We start from the raw sequence: 15,017 nt of genomic DNA on the forward strand, positions 1-15,017 counted from the left end.
CGCAACCCCTGCCTGGCGGAGCTGTCAGGCTGTCGAAAACCCTCCTGCCAAAGGCTTCGGAGGGAAGGATAGTGTGAAAGGGAACCGCCAGGGTTCCCTTTCGGGTTGAATCAAACGACTTTTTGGTTCAGGCTGCGCCCTCGATCGTGTCTCGGATGGCGTCAAACACCGCGTCCTGGTCCTCGCACATAACCAGCAGGATGGTGCCGTCCTCCAGAGTCTCCAGACGGGCGTTGCTGGCGATTTCATACTGATCCGCCAGATACTGCTCAAAGCTCTGCTTCTGCCGGTCGATGAAGGCGTTGAGACCCTCCAGTACGGCGTCCGACTTCCCAGCGGCGGGGTAGATGGCGGCGATGCCGTAGGCCTTGATATTCATGGGGGAGACCGACAGGGCGAAGGCGCTCATGTCGGCGGCTGTGACCCCCAGCAGCTCAAAGATCACGTCGGCCATGTCGTCCCCGGTGTCGGTGAGGATACCAATGGCTTCGTTCATCTCGGCGTCCCGGGCGCTCTCAATGGCGGTCTGGTAGAGCTGGGTGCGCTCCTCGGCGGTGAGGGCGCTCGGCTGGCTGGACGTACCGCACCCGGCCAGCAGGGCCAGGAGCAGCAGCAGGGGGAGTGTGCGCTGCAATTTCATAGTTCGTTCTCCTTTGTGTTGAGGGCCTGGGTTCCGGCGGGCTGGGCATACAAACGCAGGCCGTTTTCCGCGCCGTCCACCAGCGCCGTGTCCCCAGCCTGGAGCGCGCCGCTGAGAAGCTGCTCGGCGGCCACGTCCTCCACCTGGGCGCGGATGGTGCGGCGGAGGGGCCGGGCACCGTAGTCGGGGTCAAAGCCCTGGTCGGCCAGAGTCTCCAGAGCCCGGTCAGTGAAGCGGAGGGTCACCCCCAGAGCCTTCATACGCTCTCCCACACGTTCCAGCATGCGCCGGGCGATGGCCTGAATCTCCGTCCGGCCGAGCTGGGTAAAGACGATAGTCTCGTCCAGGCGGTTAAGAAATTCCGGGCGAAACACTTTTTTCAGGTCGTCCAGCACCGCGGCCTTCAGCTCCTCGATGGGGCGGGTCTCGCCGTCCCGCCGCTCGGTAGCGGAGAAGCCCAGCTTGCTGCCCTTGGCGGTGATGCGTGCGGCCCCCACGTTGGAGGTGAGCACCACGATGGCGTTTTTGAAATCCGCCTTGCGGCCCTGGGCGTCGGTCACCATCCCGTCCTCCATGATCTGGAGCAGGATGCCCCAGATGTCCGGGTGGGCCTTTTCGATCTCGTCAAAGAGCACCACGCAATAGGGCCGCCGCCGCACCTTTTCGGTGAGCTGGCCCCCCTCCTCGTGGCCCACATAGCCCGGCGGTGAGCCGATGAGGCGGGAGACGGCGTGCTTTTCCATATACTCGGACATGTCGAAGCGGAGCAGGGCCTCCTCGCTGCCAAATAAGGTGGCGGCCAGGGCCTTGCACAGCTCAGTCTTGCCTACGCCGGTGGGGCCCAAAAAGAGGAAGCAGCCCGTGGGCCGCCCCGGCTCCTTGAGTCCCACCCGGCCCCGGCGGACGGCCCGGGCAACGGCCCGTACCGCCTCCTCCTGGCCCACCACCCGGCGGTGGAGGGCCTCCTCCAGGCCGAGCAGCCGGGCGCTTTCCGCCTCGGTGAGGGTGGTGACGGGGACTCCTGTCCATCCCGACACCACGGCGGCCACGTCCTCGGCGGTCACCGCGCCGGTGTTCTGGCCGGAGCGCCAGGCGGTCTTCTGCTGCTCCAGCTCCTTGCGGAAGTCCTCCTCCGCGTCCCGCAGCATGGCGGCTTTCTCAAAGTCCTGGCCCCGGATGGCCTCCTCCTTCTCGCGGCGGGTGTGCTCCACCTTCTCCTCCAGCTCCCGCAGGTCCGGCGGGGTGGCCAGCCGCTCCATCCGTACCCGGGAGCAGGCCTCGTCGATGAGGTCGATGGCCTTGTCCGGCAGGTGGCGGTCCCCGATGTACCGGGTGGAGAGGGCCACGGCGGCGTCAATGGACTCGTCGGTGATCTGGAGGCGGTGGTGGGCCTCATAGCGGTCCCGCAGGCCCCGGAGGATGGCCCGGGCGGTGTCCTGATCGGGTTCGGGTACCAGAACGGGCTGAAAGCGCCGCTCCAGGGCGGCGTCCTTCTCGATATACTTGCGGTACTCGTCGGTGGTGGTGGCGCCGATGACCTGCAGCTCGCCCCGGCCCAGGGCGGGCTTGATGATGTTGGCCGCGTCGATGGCCCCCTCGGCGGAGCCGGCGCCCACAATGGTGTGCAGTTCGTCGATGAAGAGGATGATGCCACCTACCCGGCGCACCTCCGCCAGGATGTTCTTGACCCGCTCCTCAAACTCGCCCCGGTACTTGGTGCCCGCCACCATGGAGGACAGGTCCAGGGAAAGCAGACGCTTGGAGCGCAGCTCGTCGGGCACATCCCCGGCCACCATCCGGCGGGCCAGCCCCTCGGCCACGGCGGTCTTGCCCACGCCGGGTTCGCCGATGAGGGCGGGATTGTTCTTCTGGCGGCGGGAGAGGATCTGGATGACCCGGTTGATCTCCCTGTCCCGGCCCACCACCGGGTCCAGCATGCCCCCGGCGGCCAGCCGGGTGAGATCGCGGGAGAACTGGTCCAGCAGCTTTGTGTCGCCGCCGTACTCCCGCTCCCGGGTCTTGCCGCCGCCCCGGAAGGGGGAGGGGGAGGCCTCGCCCCCCATGGCGGCCACCACGTCGGCGTGGAGCCGCCGGGGCTCCACGCCGGTGCCGGAGAGCACCCGCACCGCCACCCCGTCCCCCTCGCGGAGGATACCCAGCAGCAGGTGCTCGGTACCCACGTAGTGGTGGCCCAGCCGGGCGGCCTCGGTGAGGGAGAGTTCGATGATCTTTTTGCACCGGGGGGTGAGCCCCTGGGACGGCGCGCCGCCGGGGGCGCCCACCCCCACCATGCGGGCGATGGCGGCCTTCAGGCTCTCTGGCTCCAGCCCGGCGGACTGGAGCACCTTGGCCGCCACCCCTTTGCCCTCACGGGCCAGGCCCAGCAGCAGGTGCTCGCTGCCCACATAGCCGTGGCCCAGCTCGGCCGAACACTCCTGGGCCAGCCGCAGGGCGGCCTGGGCCCGCTCGGTAAATCTGGTTTCGCTCATGTGTTCACCTCGTTTGCTCCGTCTCCAAAAGAGGAGCCTCCACTGCCTTTTGACGGGCTTCATCCGCTGTGCCACGCCCCTTTTCTTTTGTTCTGTGCTGGTGCAGACCGCTGCGCGGCGCGCCGTCCAGCTCCGGGGTTAGGCTCCCGGCCGCCTCCATGTGAAATTGAGAGGATTTGTCCATGGAAAAATACGCCTCCTTCGGGTGGCTGGATTCTATTTTTTCCCACTGTGAAAAAATATACCCACAGTCGGCGCATTTTAGCATTGCATTTTTAAAAAGTTATGGTACAATGACTTTAGCTTGAGTGTTTGGAGGTGTATCCAATGGCCTATGTCATCAGCGACGCTTGCGTGAGTTGCGGTGCCTGTGAGGGCAACTGCCCCGTGGGCGCGATCTCCCAGGGCGACGAGCACTACGTCATCGATGCCGGTTCCTGCATCGACTGCGGTTCTTGCGCCGATACCTGCCCCACGGGTGCCATCTCCCAGGGCTGATTTTGGTACGTAAGTGAAAAACAGCGGCATGCCGTGCGGTATGCCGCTGTTTTTAAATTGCGGGAAAGGAAACGACCGTGAGAGAGAAAGAGAGACGGCTGGAGGGCAGGGATCTGCTTCTGGTGGGCTTCACCCTGTTCTCCATGTTTTTTGGGGCGGGCAATCTGATTTTTCCGCCCAATATTGCGGCCCAGGCGGGCACCCAAACCTGGCCCGCCATGCTGGGGCTGGCCCTCAGCGCGGTGGGGCTGCCGGTACTGGGGGTGGTGGCGGTGGCCCGCTCCGGCGGGCTGGATGCCCTGGGCAGCCGTGTGCATCCCGCCTTTGCCCGGGTGTTCACCATCGTGGCCTATCTGGCCATCGGCCCCTGCCTGGCCATCCCCCGGACGGCCACCACCTCTTTTGAAATGGCCGTCCCTCCCTTCGTGGGAGCGGACGCCCCCATCGGGGTGTATCAACTGGTCTACTCCCTGGTGTTCTTCGCCGCCGCCCTGTTCATCGCCCTGCGGCCGGAGAAGCTCACCGACCGGCTGGGCAAGATTCTCTGCCCCATCCTGGTGGCGCTGATTGTCGTCACCTTTGTGGGCTGTCTGGTCAACCCGCTGGAGGGCTACGGTCCGGCCACCGGGGACTACGCGACCCATGCGGTGGTCAAGGGCTTCATCGAGGGCTATCAGACCATGGACACCATCGCCGCCCTGGCCTTCGGCATTGTCATTGCGGTGAACATCCGCGCCCGGGGGGTGGAGGAGGAGGGCGCCGTGGTGCAGGGTACCGTCCGGGCGGGGGTGGTCGCCGGAGGGATGTTGCTGGCGGTCTACTGCATGCTGGCCCACATCGGCGCCCTGTCTGGCGGCGCACTCCCCAACCCGGCCGACGGGGCGGAGGCCCTCACCAATGTGGTGGGCCTGCTGTTCGGCACCGTGGGCAGCGTCCTGCTGGCGGGTATCTTCCTCATTGCCTGCTTCAATGTGTGCGTGGGCCTTATCAGCTCCTGCGGCGAGTACTTCCACAGCATCTGCCCCCGGCTGAGCTACCGGGGGTGGGCGGTGCTCTTCGCTTTGGTGAGCATGGCCATCTCCAATGCTGGCTTGACCCAAATCCTGGAAGTGTCCGCGCCGGTGCTCAGCGCCATCTACCCGGTGGCTATCGTGCTCATCGCCCTGTCCTTCTTCCAGCGGTGGCTGGAGGGCCGCCGCTGGGTGTATCCTGCGGCGGTACTGTGCACTGGAGTGTTCAGCGTACTCTTTGCCCTGAAGGGTCTGAAGGTGCCTCTGGACTTTCTGGACGCCCTGCCCCTGGCGGACGTAGGCCTGGGCTGGGTGCTCCCTGCCGGGGTGGGCGTCGTTCTGGGCCTGCTGCTCTCCGGCCGAAAGAGATAACAAGCAAGCGCCGTCCCGGCCGGGACGGCGCTTGTTTTATGCCTGCGGCGGGCGCCTCCGCTCCCAAGCCGCCCCGGCCCAGGCCAGAGCCAGGTAGAACAGCAGAAGCAGAGGCGGCCAATAGTAGTTGAGGAACGTGGAGTGTGGTATCTCCTTTGAGTTGTTGCCCCCAGTATAACAGAAGCGGAGAAAGGGGGCGAGCAACCGGCCTTGAAACTTGCGCAACCGGCGGTTCACAGGGTCAGCCGCCGTAGCCGTCGGGGTGGGAGGAATGCCACCTCCAGGCGGAGGAGATGATGTCCTCCACATTGGTGTACTTGGGTTGCCAGCCCAGCACCTCCATGGCCTTCCGGCTGGAGGCGATCAGTGTGGCGGGGTCGCCGGGGCGGCGGCCCTCCTCCCGGACGGGGATGGGGTGGCCGGTGACCCGGCGGGCGGCCTCGATGATCTCCCGGTTGGAGAAGCCCTGCCCGTTGCCCAGGTTGAAGGCGGCGGAGGTGTTGGTGCGCTTCAGGTAGTCCAGGGCCAGGAAGTGGGCGTCGATGAGATCCTCCACGTGGATGTAGTCCCGGATACAGGTGCCGTCCTTGGTGGGGTAGTCGGTGCCGAAGAGGGAGAGCTGCTCCCGCTTGCCCTGGGCCACCTGGAGGATGAGGGGGATCAGGTGGCTCTCCGGCCGGTGATCCTCGCCGATGGAGCCGTCGTGCCAGGCCCCGGCCACGTTGAAGTAGCGCAGGGCGCAGAACTTGAGGCCGTGGGCCAGGTCGCACCACTTGAGCATCTTCTCCACGATGAGCTTGCTCTCGCCGTAGGGGTTGGTGGGGTTCTGGGGGTGGGCCTCGTCGATGGGTACATACTCCGGCTCGCCGAAGGTGGCGGCGGTGGAGGAGAACACCAGATAGGGCACCTTGTGGGCCAGCATGGTCTCGATGAGGGTCAGCCCGGCAGTGACGTTGTTGCGGAAATACTGCTCGGGCACCTGCATGCTCTCTCCCACCAGGGAGAAGGCGGCGAAGTGGATGACCGCCTCGATGGGTTCCTTGGAAAAGACATCGTCCAGGAAGGCCCGGTCGGCCACGCTGCCCACATAGAGGCGGCCGCCCTTGAGGGCCTCCCGGTGGCCCTTGGACAGGTCGTCCACCACCACCACGTCGGCCCCCCGCTCGATCAGGGCGGCCACGCAGTGGCTGCCGATATACCCGGCGCCGCCGGTCACTAGAATTGCCATAGCAAAAACCTCGTTTCTTTTATAGTGTCTCCAGAAGGAAACGCCCGATGCTCTCCATGGCCTCGGTGGCCTTTTTCATGGGGAACATCTGGAATACATGCCAGAGATCCGTCCACACCTCCAGCCGGCAAGGCACCGCGGCCTGCACCAGCCGGTCCCGCAGGCGGATGGAGTCGGAAAGCAGCAGCTCGCTGCTTCCCGCCTGGATGAGGGTGGGGGGAAAGTCCTTCAAATCGCCGAACAGGGGGGAGAGCCGGAAGTCGGACCAGTCCTGGTCCCGGGCGTAGGCGTCCCGAACGGCGTGAATATAGTTGACCGTCAGCACCGGGTCGATGGCGGCCCGCTCCTGATAGGATTTGCCGCTGGCGGTCATGTCCGTCCAGGGGGAGAGGAGGATAAGGGCCCGGGGCAGCCGCCGTCCGGCCTCTTTGAGCAGGTGGGTGAGCACCAGGGCCAGGTTTCCGCCGGCGGAGTCGCCGGCCACCACCACGTCCCGGGCACCGTAGCCCTGGTACATCAGGTAGTCCCAGGCCTTCACGGCGTCCTCCACCGCGGCGGGATAGGGGTGCTCCGGGGCGAGGCGGTACTCGAAGGAGAGCACCTGCCAGCCGGTGACGTTGGCCAGCTTGGAGGCCAGAATACGGGAATAGCCCAGGTTGCCGCTGGTATAGCCGCCCCCGTGGCAGTAGAGGATGGCCCGGCGGCGGTCGTGGCCCCGGTGGGGACGCACCCAGGCGCAGTTCATGCCGTCCAGCTCAAAGGGCTCCCAGCTCATGCCCGCCATGGGGGCCACCAAACGGCCCAGCAACTCCTGCCCCTTGCGCTGCTTCTCCAGATCCTCCACATTCATGGTCTCCGGCGTGGCGGCGGTGTGAATGGCCTTGAGGGCGCGCATGAAGGGGTCCAGGCGGCGGGTCTCGTCGGCCTGGCGCTCCTCCGGCGTGCGGCGGGCCAGCTTGATGTGGATACGGTCCTGTTCCATAGTGGAAGTCCTCCTTGTCAACTGTTCTGATTATACCACAGGGCTGCCGGAAAAGAAAGGGTGGATCGCCCGTATTCCCCTTGCCGCGGAGGATGGAACGTGGTATGATAGGCCTAGATTATGTTGACCGGAAGGGGGGCGGAGTATGCCGAGGGACAAGCGGGGCGAAAAGCCGGAGTGGTATCCCCTGGACAATGCGGGTGTGCTCTATTCCGCCCTCCAGAAGGAGAAATATTCGGCCATCTACCGCTTCTCCGCCGTGATGGCGGAGCGGGTGGACCGGGATGCCCTGCAGCGGGCCGTGGACAAAACCATGCCACGGTTCCCGTCCTTCGGGGTGCGCATCAAGAAGGGGGCTTTCTGGTACTACTTCGAGCCAAACAGCGCCCCCGGGCCCTTTGTGAAGGAGGATATCTCCAACCCCTGCCAGCCGGTGCGCTTCCGGGAGGACAACGGCTGGCTGGTACGCTTTTACTATTATGAGAAGCGCATCTCCGTGGAGGTGTTCCACGCCGTCAGTGACGGCGGCGGGGCGCTGGTATTTTTCAAGACTCTGCTGGCGGTCTACCTGCGGGAGCTGGGGTATTCCATCCCAAACACCCACGGCATTCTGGACGTGGCGGAGGAGCCCCGGCGGGCGGAACGGGAGGACGCCTACGGCCGCTACGCCACCGTGCGTCCCCGGCGGGAGAAGCGGGGGAAAAAGGCCTACCAGAACAACGGTACAGCAGAGCCTTTCTATACCTTCAACGTCACCATGGGCTTCTGCTCGGTGGCCCGGCTGAAGGAGAAGGCCAGGGGCTACGGGGTGTCCATCACGGAGTACTTGACTGCCGTCCTGCTGAAGGTGATCGCCGACAAGCAGCACCGGGAGCGCCCCCGGCGGGAGAGGCCGGTGGCGCTGGCCATACCTATCAACCTGCGGGGCTGGTTTCCCTCGGAAACCCTGCGCAACTTCATTTTGACGGTGCGGCCCTCCATCGACCCCTCTCTGGGAGAGTATACCTTTGAAGAGGTGCTCTCTCAGGTGCACCACTACCTCCGGCTGAACATCAACCGCCAGCAGATGCAGGCGGCCATCGCCGGGAATGTGAAATTCACCACAAACCGGCTGCTGCAGATCGTCCCCATCGTGCTGAAGAATCCGGTTATGTCCCTGGGCTACAAGCTGGCGGGGGTACTGCCTTACTCGGGCACCTATACCAACCCAGGCCCCTTCCCCGTGCCGGAGGAGATGGCTCCACACATACACCATATGGAGGTGATTCTGGGCCAGGCCACCACGCCCCGGCCCCACTGTGCCTCCATGAGCTATGGGGATATCATGGAGATCACCTTCGCGGGTACCCAAAAGGAGAGCGATACCGAGCGGGATTTTTTCCGCTATCTGGTGCGGGAGGGCATTCCGGTGAAGGTGGAGAGCAACCGGACGGAATAAGCCAAAGGAGGCCCACATATGTCTTACTGTGTTCATTGCGGCGTGGAGCTGGACGCCACGGCGTCCTTCTGCCCTCTGTGCCATACGCGGGTTCTGGACCCCGGCCAACCGGTGGATACCGTCTCCCCCAAGCCCTTTCCCACCCGGCGGGGGGAGGTGGCGCCGGCGGCCAAACAGGAGGTGGCGCTGCTCATTACCGCCATGCTCGCCTCGGTGGCGGTGTGCTGCGGCGTACTCAATCTGTTTCTGCGGGCGGACAGGACCTGGTCGCTGTACGTCATCGGCGCGGCGGCCATGCTGTGGCTGTGGCTGGTGCCGCCGCTGCTGGCCCGGGGGATGCACCTGCTGCTGCGGCTGTTGCTGGACATCGCGGCGGTGGCCCTGTACGTCTATCTGATCTCGGTGGATCTCAATGGGGGGGACTGGTACCTGGGGCTGGCAGCCCCCATCATCCTGTGGGGCGGGGCGATCCTTCTCCTGCTGGGGCTGGTGCTGCGGGTCTACCGCCGGTCGGCCCTCACTACGCTGACGATTCTGATCGGCAGCATTGGAGTCTTTGTGTTCGGAATGGAGTTTTTTGTGGACCGCTGGCTGCACCAACTGTGGAGCCCGTCCTGGTCCCTGGTGGTGCTCACCATCTGCATCGGAATGGTGATTCCGCTCATCATTATTCGCCGCGTCCCCGCCCTCCGGGAGGAGGCGCGCAGAAGGTTCCATCTCTGAAAGATGTGCTTGACAGATCCACAGCGCGGAAGTTAGAATAGGAGAGAGAACGAAACACGTCGAAAAGCGGGATATCCCGCTTTTGGGCGGCAGGCCGGGCGCAGGAGAGCGGTGTGTGGAGGAAAGGAGAACGGCACGATGAATGAAGGTAATATCCCTGGAAAAAATGAGGCTCTGATCTCCCTGATTCTGGGTATTGTGGGCCTGGTGGTCGCCCTGTTCGTCAACGGTATTTTCGGCATGATTCTTGGTATCGCCGGCCTTGTTGTGTCCTCGCGCTCCAAGAGCATGGGCTATAACGACAGCTTGCGGACGGCCGGCTTTGTGCTCTCTGTCCTGTCGGTAGTTCTGGGCGGCATTACCCTGGTGGCCTGCATTGCCTGTACGGCTGGTTTGGGTATTCTGGGCGCCTCTCTGTACTAAGAAGGGGAAACGAAATGCGGCAGCCGGTGTGGCTGCCGCATTTTTTGGAGGAAAGATGCGATCATGCTCCCATATCTGTCTCTCTTTGGGCGGTTGATGCCCACCTATGGCGTGCTGGGGATGGCCGGACTGGGCTTCGGCCTGCTGGCTGCTCTGCTGCGCTGCAAGCGCTTCGGACTGTCCCGGGACGACTGCGCCTACCTGTATATTTTGGGGGCAGTGGGGGCCCTGGTGGGGGCCAAGCTACTCTACCTGCTCCCCCTCCTGCCCCGGCTGGCTGTGGAGCTGCCCCTGCTCTGGGAGGAGCCAGGGGAGTTCTATGCCTGCTATCTCTCCGGCGGCATGGTGTTTTACGGCGGCTTTTTCGGCGGTGTGGCGGCGGCCTGGGGGGCGGCCAAATATTTAAGGCTCCGCCTGTCCGACTTCTTCCCGGTGCTGGTGCCCGCCCTGCCTCTGGTGCACGCCGTGGGGCGGGTAGGCTGTTTCTGCGCCGGCTGTTGCTATGGACGGGCGGCTCCGCCCCCCTGGGGCATAGCATTCACTCACGCCATTGCCGGGCCCAACGGCGTGCCTCTTCTGCCGGTGCAGCTTTGGGAGGCGGGGGCGGAGCTGGTGATTTTCGCCTTTCTGCTCTGGTATGCCGGGCGGGCCGCCGGGCCGGGGCAGATGCTCCGGGCCTATGTGTTCTGCTATGCCCCGGTGCGGTTTGTGTTGGAGTGGTTTCGGGGGGATCCGGCCCGGGGGATGTACGGGCCCCTCTCCACGTCTCAGTGGCTCAGCTTGGTTGTTCTGGCCTTGGCCCTGGTGTGGCCTGTGGCGGGGCGGAAGCTCAAAAAATACGTCCGTGAAAGGGTATCCCAGCAAAAGGGCAACAGAGACAAGAGCGATTCAGCGCATTCATAAGAACCATAGGAAAGAGGAAACAGTCAGAGCTGACGCGCCAAAAAGGGCCGCTGGCTCTGGCTGTTTAAATTTCCGGTTTCATGACAGCAGGAGGACTTTTAGACAAGACTTATTTTACATTTGAACCTGGCTTTGAACCATTAAAGAGGTATCGGCAGTCCCGGCGCTTTTTCAGATGAGCCGAAAATGGCGCAGCGCCTGTTCAATCCCTTTTTCGTCCACACTTGCCGTGACATAATCTGCGGCATGCTTTACCGCTTCCGAGGCGTTGCCCATGGCAACTCCAATTCCCGCGTAAGCCAGCATGTCGAGGTCGTTTTCCGCATCGCCAAACGCCATGCATTCCAGCCGCGAGAGACCGAAGCGCGTGAGAAAGCGCCGCATGCCAGCCGCCTTTCCTCCGGCCTCTGGGATGATGTCTACGCCGCCCTCACTCCATCTCGCCAGCTTGCAGCCCGTGGGGAGCAGAGCCCTCAGAAGGGGTTCCTCTTTTCTGGAGCAAAAGGCCGTGGCCTGATAGACCGGTCGGCCGGTATAGGGGGCGACCTCCGGGACAGGGGTGGAGATTTCCGCCTGCGCCTGCCGGACGGCGTCGGTGACGCGGTTAATGTAGATGCGTTCCTCCTCCACCAGGGCGAGGGGCGGGCCATCCGCACAGAATAGGTCTGCCAGCGCCTGCACGGCTTGCGGCGGCAGCGGAGTACCGGAGAGCTGCCGTTGGCTGCTGTCCAGGCAGAGCTGACCGTTCAGGGTGATATAGCCATCAAATGCCATCTCCCCCACCGGGAGGCTCCGCAGCTCCAGAATGTGCCTGCCGGTGGACAGAAACACCAGGGTTCCACCGGCACGCAGCGAGCGAATACAAGCCCTTGTGTGCGGAGAAATCCGGCCGGTTCGGTGGGAGAGCAGGGTTCCGTCCACATCAAAAAAGATGGCCTTGATCATGATGAATCCTCCTCTGCCGGGCGGCATCCAGATATTCAGTCCACCGGGGGCAGGCGCTGCTCCGCTTTGACTTCGGCCCTGTCCCGGTGGACGGTGGAGGCCGGAGCGATGGCATCCCGGCCGAATTTGTCCCGTATGCCGTCCATGGCCTTTTCCAGCTTCTCCAGCTTGTCCCGGCGGGGGGCGGCGCCGGCGGCGAACAGATCGAGCTGTTCGCCCGCCTCGCCCTCTTCCACCAGGGCCTGGGCGGTGAGGGTGAGGGCGCGCACGGGGGCGTTCTCCCTCCAGGCGGCGCGGATGAGCTCCATAGCCGCCTCCGACAGCTCACGGGCCACATAGGTGGGGGCGCTCAGCCGCTTTTGGCGGCAGATGTCCTTGAAATTGGGGTCACGGATGGTTACCTGGAGGGTGGTGCACTTGAGGCCGTGGCCCCGCAGGCGGACAGCCACCTCGTCGGCCAGCTCGGTGACTCCGGCGTGGAGCTCCGCCCAGCCCACCAGATTGCGGGGGAACGTGAGGCCGTTGCCCACCGATTTGGGGCCGGGCTGCTCCCGGGCGGGCACCACGGGGGAATGCTCCGCCCCAGTAGCGTAGTCGTGGAGGGTGCAGCCCTGCCTGCCCAGGATGGAGGCAGCGGCTTCCCGGTCGAGGCGGGCCAGATCCCCGATGGTGTGCACGCCGTAGTGCTCCAGCGCGGCGGCGGCCGACCGCCCCACAAAGAGCAGGGAGGTGATGGGCAGGGGCCAGAGCAGCTCCTGGTAGTTCTCCCGGGAAATCACCGTGGTGGCGTCCGGCTTTTTGTAGTCGCTGCCCATCTTGGCGAAGATCTTGTTGAAGGATACCCCCACCGATACCGTCAGGCCCAGCTCCTCCCGCAGCACCCGGCGGATCTCGTCGGCCAGGGCCTTGGCGTCTCCGCCGAAGAGGTGGAGGGAGCCGGTTATATCCAGCCAGCTCTCGTCGATGGAGAAGGGCTCCACCAGGTCGGTGTACCGCTCGTACACCGCGTTGACCCGCCTGGAGTAGTCCCGGTACTTCCAGTGGTGGGCGGGGAGGAGCACCAGCTCCGGGCACTTGCGCCGGGCCTGCCAGATGGTCTCGGCGGTCTGCACCTTGTACCGCTTGGCGGGCTCGTTCTTGGCCAGGATGATCCCGTGGCGGGAATTTGGATCGCCGCACACCGCCACCGGTCTGTCCCGGAGCTCCGGGTGGTCCAGCAGTTCCACCGAGGCGTAAAAGCTGTTCAGATCACAGTGCAGAATCACCCGGTCCATACCGTCCGCCTCCTTGCAGCTCCATTATAAGGGAAGGGACGAGAGAAGTCAAACACATGTTCTAATCCCCAAGAGACCACCGGGCGGAGCGGGCGGAAAAGCGGCCCAGTTCTCCCGACCCGTCGTAGAGCAGACAGGCCGCATAGGGGCCGTCGTGGAGGTTGAGGGCCATCCGCTCCAGCCAGCGATCCACCGCCACCACATCATAGTAGTCCACCGGCGGATACCGCCGGACGGTGTTATGGTGCGCCATGGACTCACCTCCCGTCAAATTGGGCCAGCTCGGCCAGCAGCTCGGGGTGGGCGGACAGCTCTTGATCCCCATAGTAGCGCAGATAGAACACCACAGTCCCCCGGCACAGAAGGACGTCCTGTCCGAAGCCGCCCTCCTCGGTGATCAGAACTGCGTCGGTGTCCGGCACGTCCAGGGGCGCGACGGTGTACCGCTCCGGGATTTCGGCATAGAAGGTGTGCCGGGAAAAGAGATCCCGTGCAAAAGGCTCCGCTAGGGCGGGGAGGGAGAGACGGTACCAATCCAGCCGGAAACTGGTCTCGTAGTCTCCGTCCGCCATGTTCCGTTCCACCTCATACTGTTCCGGGGCCAGGACAGACCAGTCGAAGCGGACATAGTTGTCCAAGTCCACCCCCCGCCGCTCCACCGACCAGACGGAGGGGGCGGCCTCAAGCCTGGGCCGCCCCTCCAGCTCCTCCAGGGCGAAGTCGGGGAAGGGGCGGTTCACGGTCGCAGTCTCCCCCTCCCAGCGCATGCCACGCCCGGCTGCCAGGACGGCAAAGCTGAGGGCCACCAAGATAAAGGAGCCGGCCAGACAGGCGGCGTTGATGTGGGCGGAACACCGCCAGCCGGAGCGCCGGGGTTCCTTTCCGGCCCGCAGCCGCCGCCGAAGGGCGAAGAAGGAGGAGAAGGAGCGGAAGGACATATAAATGGCGATCCACTCGGACAGGATACAGAGAAAAAGGTTGTCCCCGCTTCCGGTGACCAGGGACAGTACCGGCTCATCCCAGGCCAAAAGGAGCCATAGGGGGAGGGCAAGAATGACCAGGGCGCAGATTAGCATGGGGGTGGCGAACCACCGAACCAGCCTTGCCAGCTTGTCCAGCCCGTACCCCCGTACCACCGGGTCGGTGTGCAGCTCCGGGGCGTCTGGTTCCCAGGTTCTGAACAGGGAAAAGCCTTTGCCCATGTATCCGGTCAGCTCCCATCCCAGGGTGCGGCAGTGCTCCATACCCTCCGGGCAGTCCAGGGTACCACGGGGTTCCAGCCGGTAGCGTACCGCCGCCGGTTCCCCCCGCCGGAAGTGAAAGAGGAAGGCGTCACTGTGGTCGTAGTGTAGGCCCCGGGCGGCCATGGACTCCAGCCAGCCCTCGATGTGATCCAGGTTCATCCCGTCAACCAGGCACAGTCTGCGCACCGTCCTCGGTTTCATAGTCCATCGCCCTCCTCTCCTCCTCCGCGTCCGCCAGACAGCTCCGCAGGCGGACAAGCTCTTCCTCGTAGCGGGCCCGGCCCTCGTCCGTGAGGACGTAGGTGCGCTTGCGGCCCTCCACGGCGGTCTCCCGGATCAGCCCTACCTCCTCGAATTTGGCCAGGATGGTGTAGAGGGTGCCCGGCCCCAGCCGCACCCGGCTTTTGGTTCGGGCGGCGACGAAGTCGGCGATCTCCGTGCCGCACCGCGCCTGCCGCAACAGGGCCATCAGTACATAGAACATGGACTCCGTCAGGGTCTCCAGGATTTTGCGTCCCATCGCCTCGCCTCCTGATATCGCGCTTCGATATCGTCTATGGATATTGTAATATCGAAGGACGATATTGTCAAGCATAAGGACGGCGGATACCGGGCAGGTATCCGCCGCAGACTGTCGATAAACCCTCCAACGGAAGGATTCGGAGGGAAAGATAGTGTGAAAGAAAACCGTCAGGGTTGTCTTTCACGTTCAATCAAACGACTTTTGAGCACTTTTTTGAAGTGTTCAAAAGTCCAGCAGCTTGTCGAAAGGACTTTTTCGACAAGCTGGGGGGGGGGGGGGGGGGGGGGGGGGGGGGGGGGGGGGGGGGGGGGGGGGGGGGGGCGGG

15 protein-coding genes are annotated in these 15,017 nt (G+C 64.4%); 6 read left to right on the plus strand and 9 right to left on the minus strand.

Going from position 1 to position 15,017, the window contains the following annotated elements:
• Nucleotides 1-127 precede the first annotated feature (127 nt).
• Nucleotides 128-640: a DUF4358 domain-containing protein gene (locus ACESY8_RS00090; RefSeq protein ID WP_024724360.1), complete on the minus strand. Its 513-nt coding sequence runs from the start codon at nucleotides 638-640 to the stop codon at nucleotides 128-130.
• On the minus strand, nucleotides 637-3,129 hold the full coding sequence (locus tag ACESY8_RS00095; RefSeq protein WP_007490362.1) for an ATP-dependent Clp protease ATP-binding subunit: 2,493 nt from the start codon (nucleotides 3,127-3,129) through the stop codon (nucleotides 637-639). Before ACESY8_RS00095 ends, ACESY8_RS00090 begins: the two co-directional genes overlap by 4 nt.
• Nucleotides 3,130-3,456: 327 nt before the next feature.
• Between ACESY8_RS00095 and fdxA the strand changes: the two genes are divergently transcribed.
• Together fdxA and brnQ are read left to right on the plus strand one after the other, a co-directional pair.
• Nucleotides 3,457-3,627 (plus strand): 4Fe-4S ferredoxin, encoded by a 171-nt coding sequence (fdxA, locus tag ACESY8_RS00100; protein ID WP_007490365.1) that lies wholly within the window; start codon nucleotides 3,457-3,459, stop codon nucleotides 3,625-3,627.
• Between the two features lie 77 nt (nucleotides 3,628-3,704).
• On the plus strand, nucleotides 3,705-5,009 hold the full coding sequence (gene brnQ / locus ACESY8_RS00105) for a branched-chain amino acid transport system II carrier protein (RefSeq protein ID WP_081032367.1): 1,305 nt from the start codon (nucleotides 3,705-3,707) through the stop codon (nucleotides 5,007-5,009).
• Between the two features lie 241 nt (nucleotides 5,010-5,250).
• On the opposite strand, the gene galE is transcribed toward brnQ, so the two are convergent.
• Nucleotides 5,251-6,237: a UDP-glucose 4-epimerase GalE gene (gene galE / locus ACESY8_RS00110; protein ID WP_054338782.1), complete on the minus strand. Its 987-nt coding sequence runs from the start codon at nucleotides 6,235-6,237 to the stop codon at nucleotides 5,251-5,253.
• A gap of 19 nt (nucleotides 6,238-6,256) precedes the next feature.
• Nucleotides 6,257-7,219, minus strand: coding sequence for an alpha/beta hydrolase (locus ACESY8_RS00115; protein WP_007490373.1), 963 nt, complete (start codon nucleotides 7,217-7,219; stop codon nucleotides 6,257-6,259).
• A 145-nt stretch (nucleotides 7,220-7,364) separates the two neighbouring features.
• Here ACESY8_RS00115 and ACESY8_RS00120 point away from each other — a divergent pair, with 145 nt between their 5' ends.
• The 4 genes from ACESY8_RS00120 (at nucleotide 7,365) to ACESY8_RS00135 (ending at nucleotide 10,706) form a co-directional block, all read left to right on the plus strand.
• Nucleotides 7,365-8,657: a hypothetical protein gene (locus ACESY8_RS00120; RefSeq protein WP_054338783.1), complete on the plus strand. Its 1,293-nt coding sequence runs from the start codon at nucleotides 7,365-7,367 to the stop codon at nucleotides 8,655-8,657.
• A gap of 18 nt (nucleotides 8,658-8,675) precedes the next feature.
• Nucleotides 8,676-9,380 (plus strand): zinc ribbon domain-containing protein, encoded by a 705-nt coding sequence (locus ACESY8_RS00125; RefSeq protein ID WP_021630208.1) that lies wholly within the window; start codon nucleotides 8,676-8,678, stop codon nucleotides 9,378-9,380.
• A gap of 138 nt (nucleotides 9,381-9,518) precedes the next feature.
• The gene (locus ACESY8_RS00130; RefSeq protein ID WP_007490381.1) at nucleotides 9,519-9,803 is read left to right on the plus strand and encodes a hypothetical protein; all 285 of its coding nucleotides are present in this window, start codon (nucleotides 9,519-9,521) and stop codon (nucleotides 9,801-9,803) included.
• Nucleotides 9,804-9,866: 63 nt separating this feature from the next.
• Nucleotides 9,867-10,706: a prolipoprotein diacylglyceryl transferase gene (locus ACESY8_RS00135; protein ID WP_498794324.1), complete on the plus strand. Its 840-nt coding sequence runs from the start codon at nucleotides 9,867-9,869 to the stop codon at nucleotides 10,704-10,706.
• 171 nt (nucleotides 10,707-10,877) lie between these two features.
• Here ACESY8_RS00135 and ACESY8_RS00140 read toward each other — a convergent pair whose 3' ends face one another.
• The 5 genes from ACESY8_RS00140 to ACESY8_RS00160 form a co-directional block, all read right to left on the minus strand.
• The gene (locus tag ACESY8_RS00140; RefSeq protein WP_054338784.1) at nucleotides 10,878-11,651 is read right to left on the minus strand and encodes a Cof-type HAD-IIB family hydrolase; all 774 of its coding nucleotides are present in this window, start codon (nucleotides 11,649-11,651) and stop codon (nucleotides 10,878-10,880) included.
• A gap of 35 nt (nucleotides 11,652-11,686) precedes the next feature.
• Complete coding sequence (dinB, locus tag ACESY8_RS00145; protein ID WP_054338785.1) at nucleotides 11,687-12,925, minus strand: DNA polymerase IV; 1,239 nt, start codon at nucleotides 12,923-12,925, stop codon at nucleotides 11,687-11,689.
• 61 nt (nucleotides 12,926-12,986) lie between these two features.
• Nucleotides 12,987-13,178, minus strand: a complete 192-nt coding sequence (locus ACESY8_RS00150; RefSeq protein WP_007490391.1) for a hypothetical protein — start codon at nucleotides 13,176-13,178, stop codon at nucleotides 12,987-12,989.
• A 4-nt stretch (nucleotides 13,179-13,182) separates the two neighbouring features.
• Nucleotides 13,183-14,370 (minus strand): DUF2812 domain-containing protein, encoded by a 1,188-nt coding sequence (locus ACESY8_RS00155; RefSeq protein WP_054338786.1) that lies wholly within the window; start codon nucleotides 14,368-14,370, stop codon nucleotides 13,183-13,185.
• A complete protein-coding gene (locus tag ACESY8_RS00160) occupies nucleotides 14,333-14,689 on the minus strand; it encodes a PadR family transcriptional regulator (RefSeq protein WP_009261072.1) in 357 nt (118 codons plus the stop codon). Before ACESY8_RS00160 ends, ACESY8_RS00155 begins: the two co-directional genes overlap by 38 nt.
• Nucleotides 14,690-15,017 lie beyond the last annotated feature (328 nt).

Origin of the sequence: Clostridium sp. ATCC BAA-442 (genome assembly GCF_964239415.1) — a bacterium.
In the GTDB taxonomy this organism is placed as follows: Bacteria; Bacillota; Clostridia; order Oscillospirales; family Oscillospiraceae; genus Flavonifractor; species Flavonifractor plautii.

Excerpts from the sequence above, each read along its gene's own strand:
- ACESY8_RS00090 (WP_024724360.1), bottom strand. The coding sequence starts at position 640 with ATGAAATTGCAGCGCACACTCCCCCTGCTGCTGCTCCTGGCCCTGCTG.
- ACESY8_RS00140 (WP_054338784.1), bottom strand. The coding sequence starts at position 11,651 with ATGATCAAGGCCATCTTTTTTGATGTGGACGGAACCCTGCTCTCCCAC.
- ACESY8_RS00160 (WP_009261072.1), bottom strand. The coding sequence starts at position 14,689 with ATGGGACGCAAAATCCTGGAGACCCTGACGGAGTCCATGTTCTATGTA.
- ACESY8_RS00135 (WP_498794324.1), top strand. The coding sequence starts at position 9,867 with ATGCTCCCATATCTGTCTCTCTTTGGGCGGTTGATGCCCACCTATGGC.
- galE (WP_054338782.1), bottom strand. The coding sequence starts at position 6,237 with ATGGCAATTCTAGTGACCGGCGGCGCCGGGTATATCGGCAGCCACTGC.
- ACESY8_RS00095 (WP_007490362.1), bottom strand. The coding sequence starts at position 3,129 with ATGAGCGAAACCAGATTTACCGAGCGGGCCCAGGCCGCCCTGCGGCTG.
- ACESY8_RS00155 (WP_054338786.1), bottom strand. The coding sequence starts at position 14,370 with ATGAAACCGAGGACGGTGCGCAGACTGTGCCTGGTTGACGGGATGAAC.
- ACESY8_RS00130 (WP_007490381.1), top strand. The coding sequence starts at position 9,519 with ATGAATGAAGGTAATATCCCTGGAAAAAATGAGGCTCTGATCTCCCTG.
- ACESY8_RS00150 (WP_007490391.1), bottom strand. The coding sequence starts at position 13,178 with ATGGCGCACCATAACACCGTCCGGCGGTATCCGCCGGTGGACTACTAT.
- fdxA (WP_007490365.1), top strand. The coding sequence starts at position 3,457 with ATGGCCTATGTCATCAGCGACGCTTGCGTGAGTTGCGGTGCCTGTGAG.
- dinB (WP_054338785.1), bottom strand. The coding sequence starts at position 12,925 with ATGGACCGGGTGATTCTGCACTGTGATCTGAACAGCTTTTACGCCTCG.
- ACESY8_RS00120 (WP_054338783.1), top strand. The coding sequence starts at position 7,365 with ATGCCGAGGGACAAGCGGGGCGAAAAGCCGGAGTGGTATCCCCTGGAC.
- ACESY8_RS00115 (WP_007490373.1), bottom strand. The coding sequence starts at position 7,219 with ATGGAACAGGACCGTATCCACATCAAGCTGGCCCGCCGCACGCCGGAG.
- ACESY8_RS00125 (WP_021630208.1), top strand. The coding sequence starts at position 8,676 with ATGTCTTACTGTGTTCATTGCGGCGTGGAGCTGGACGCCACGGCGTCC.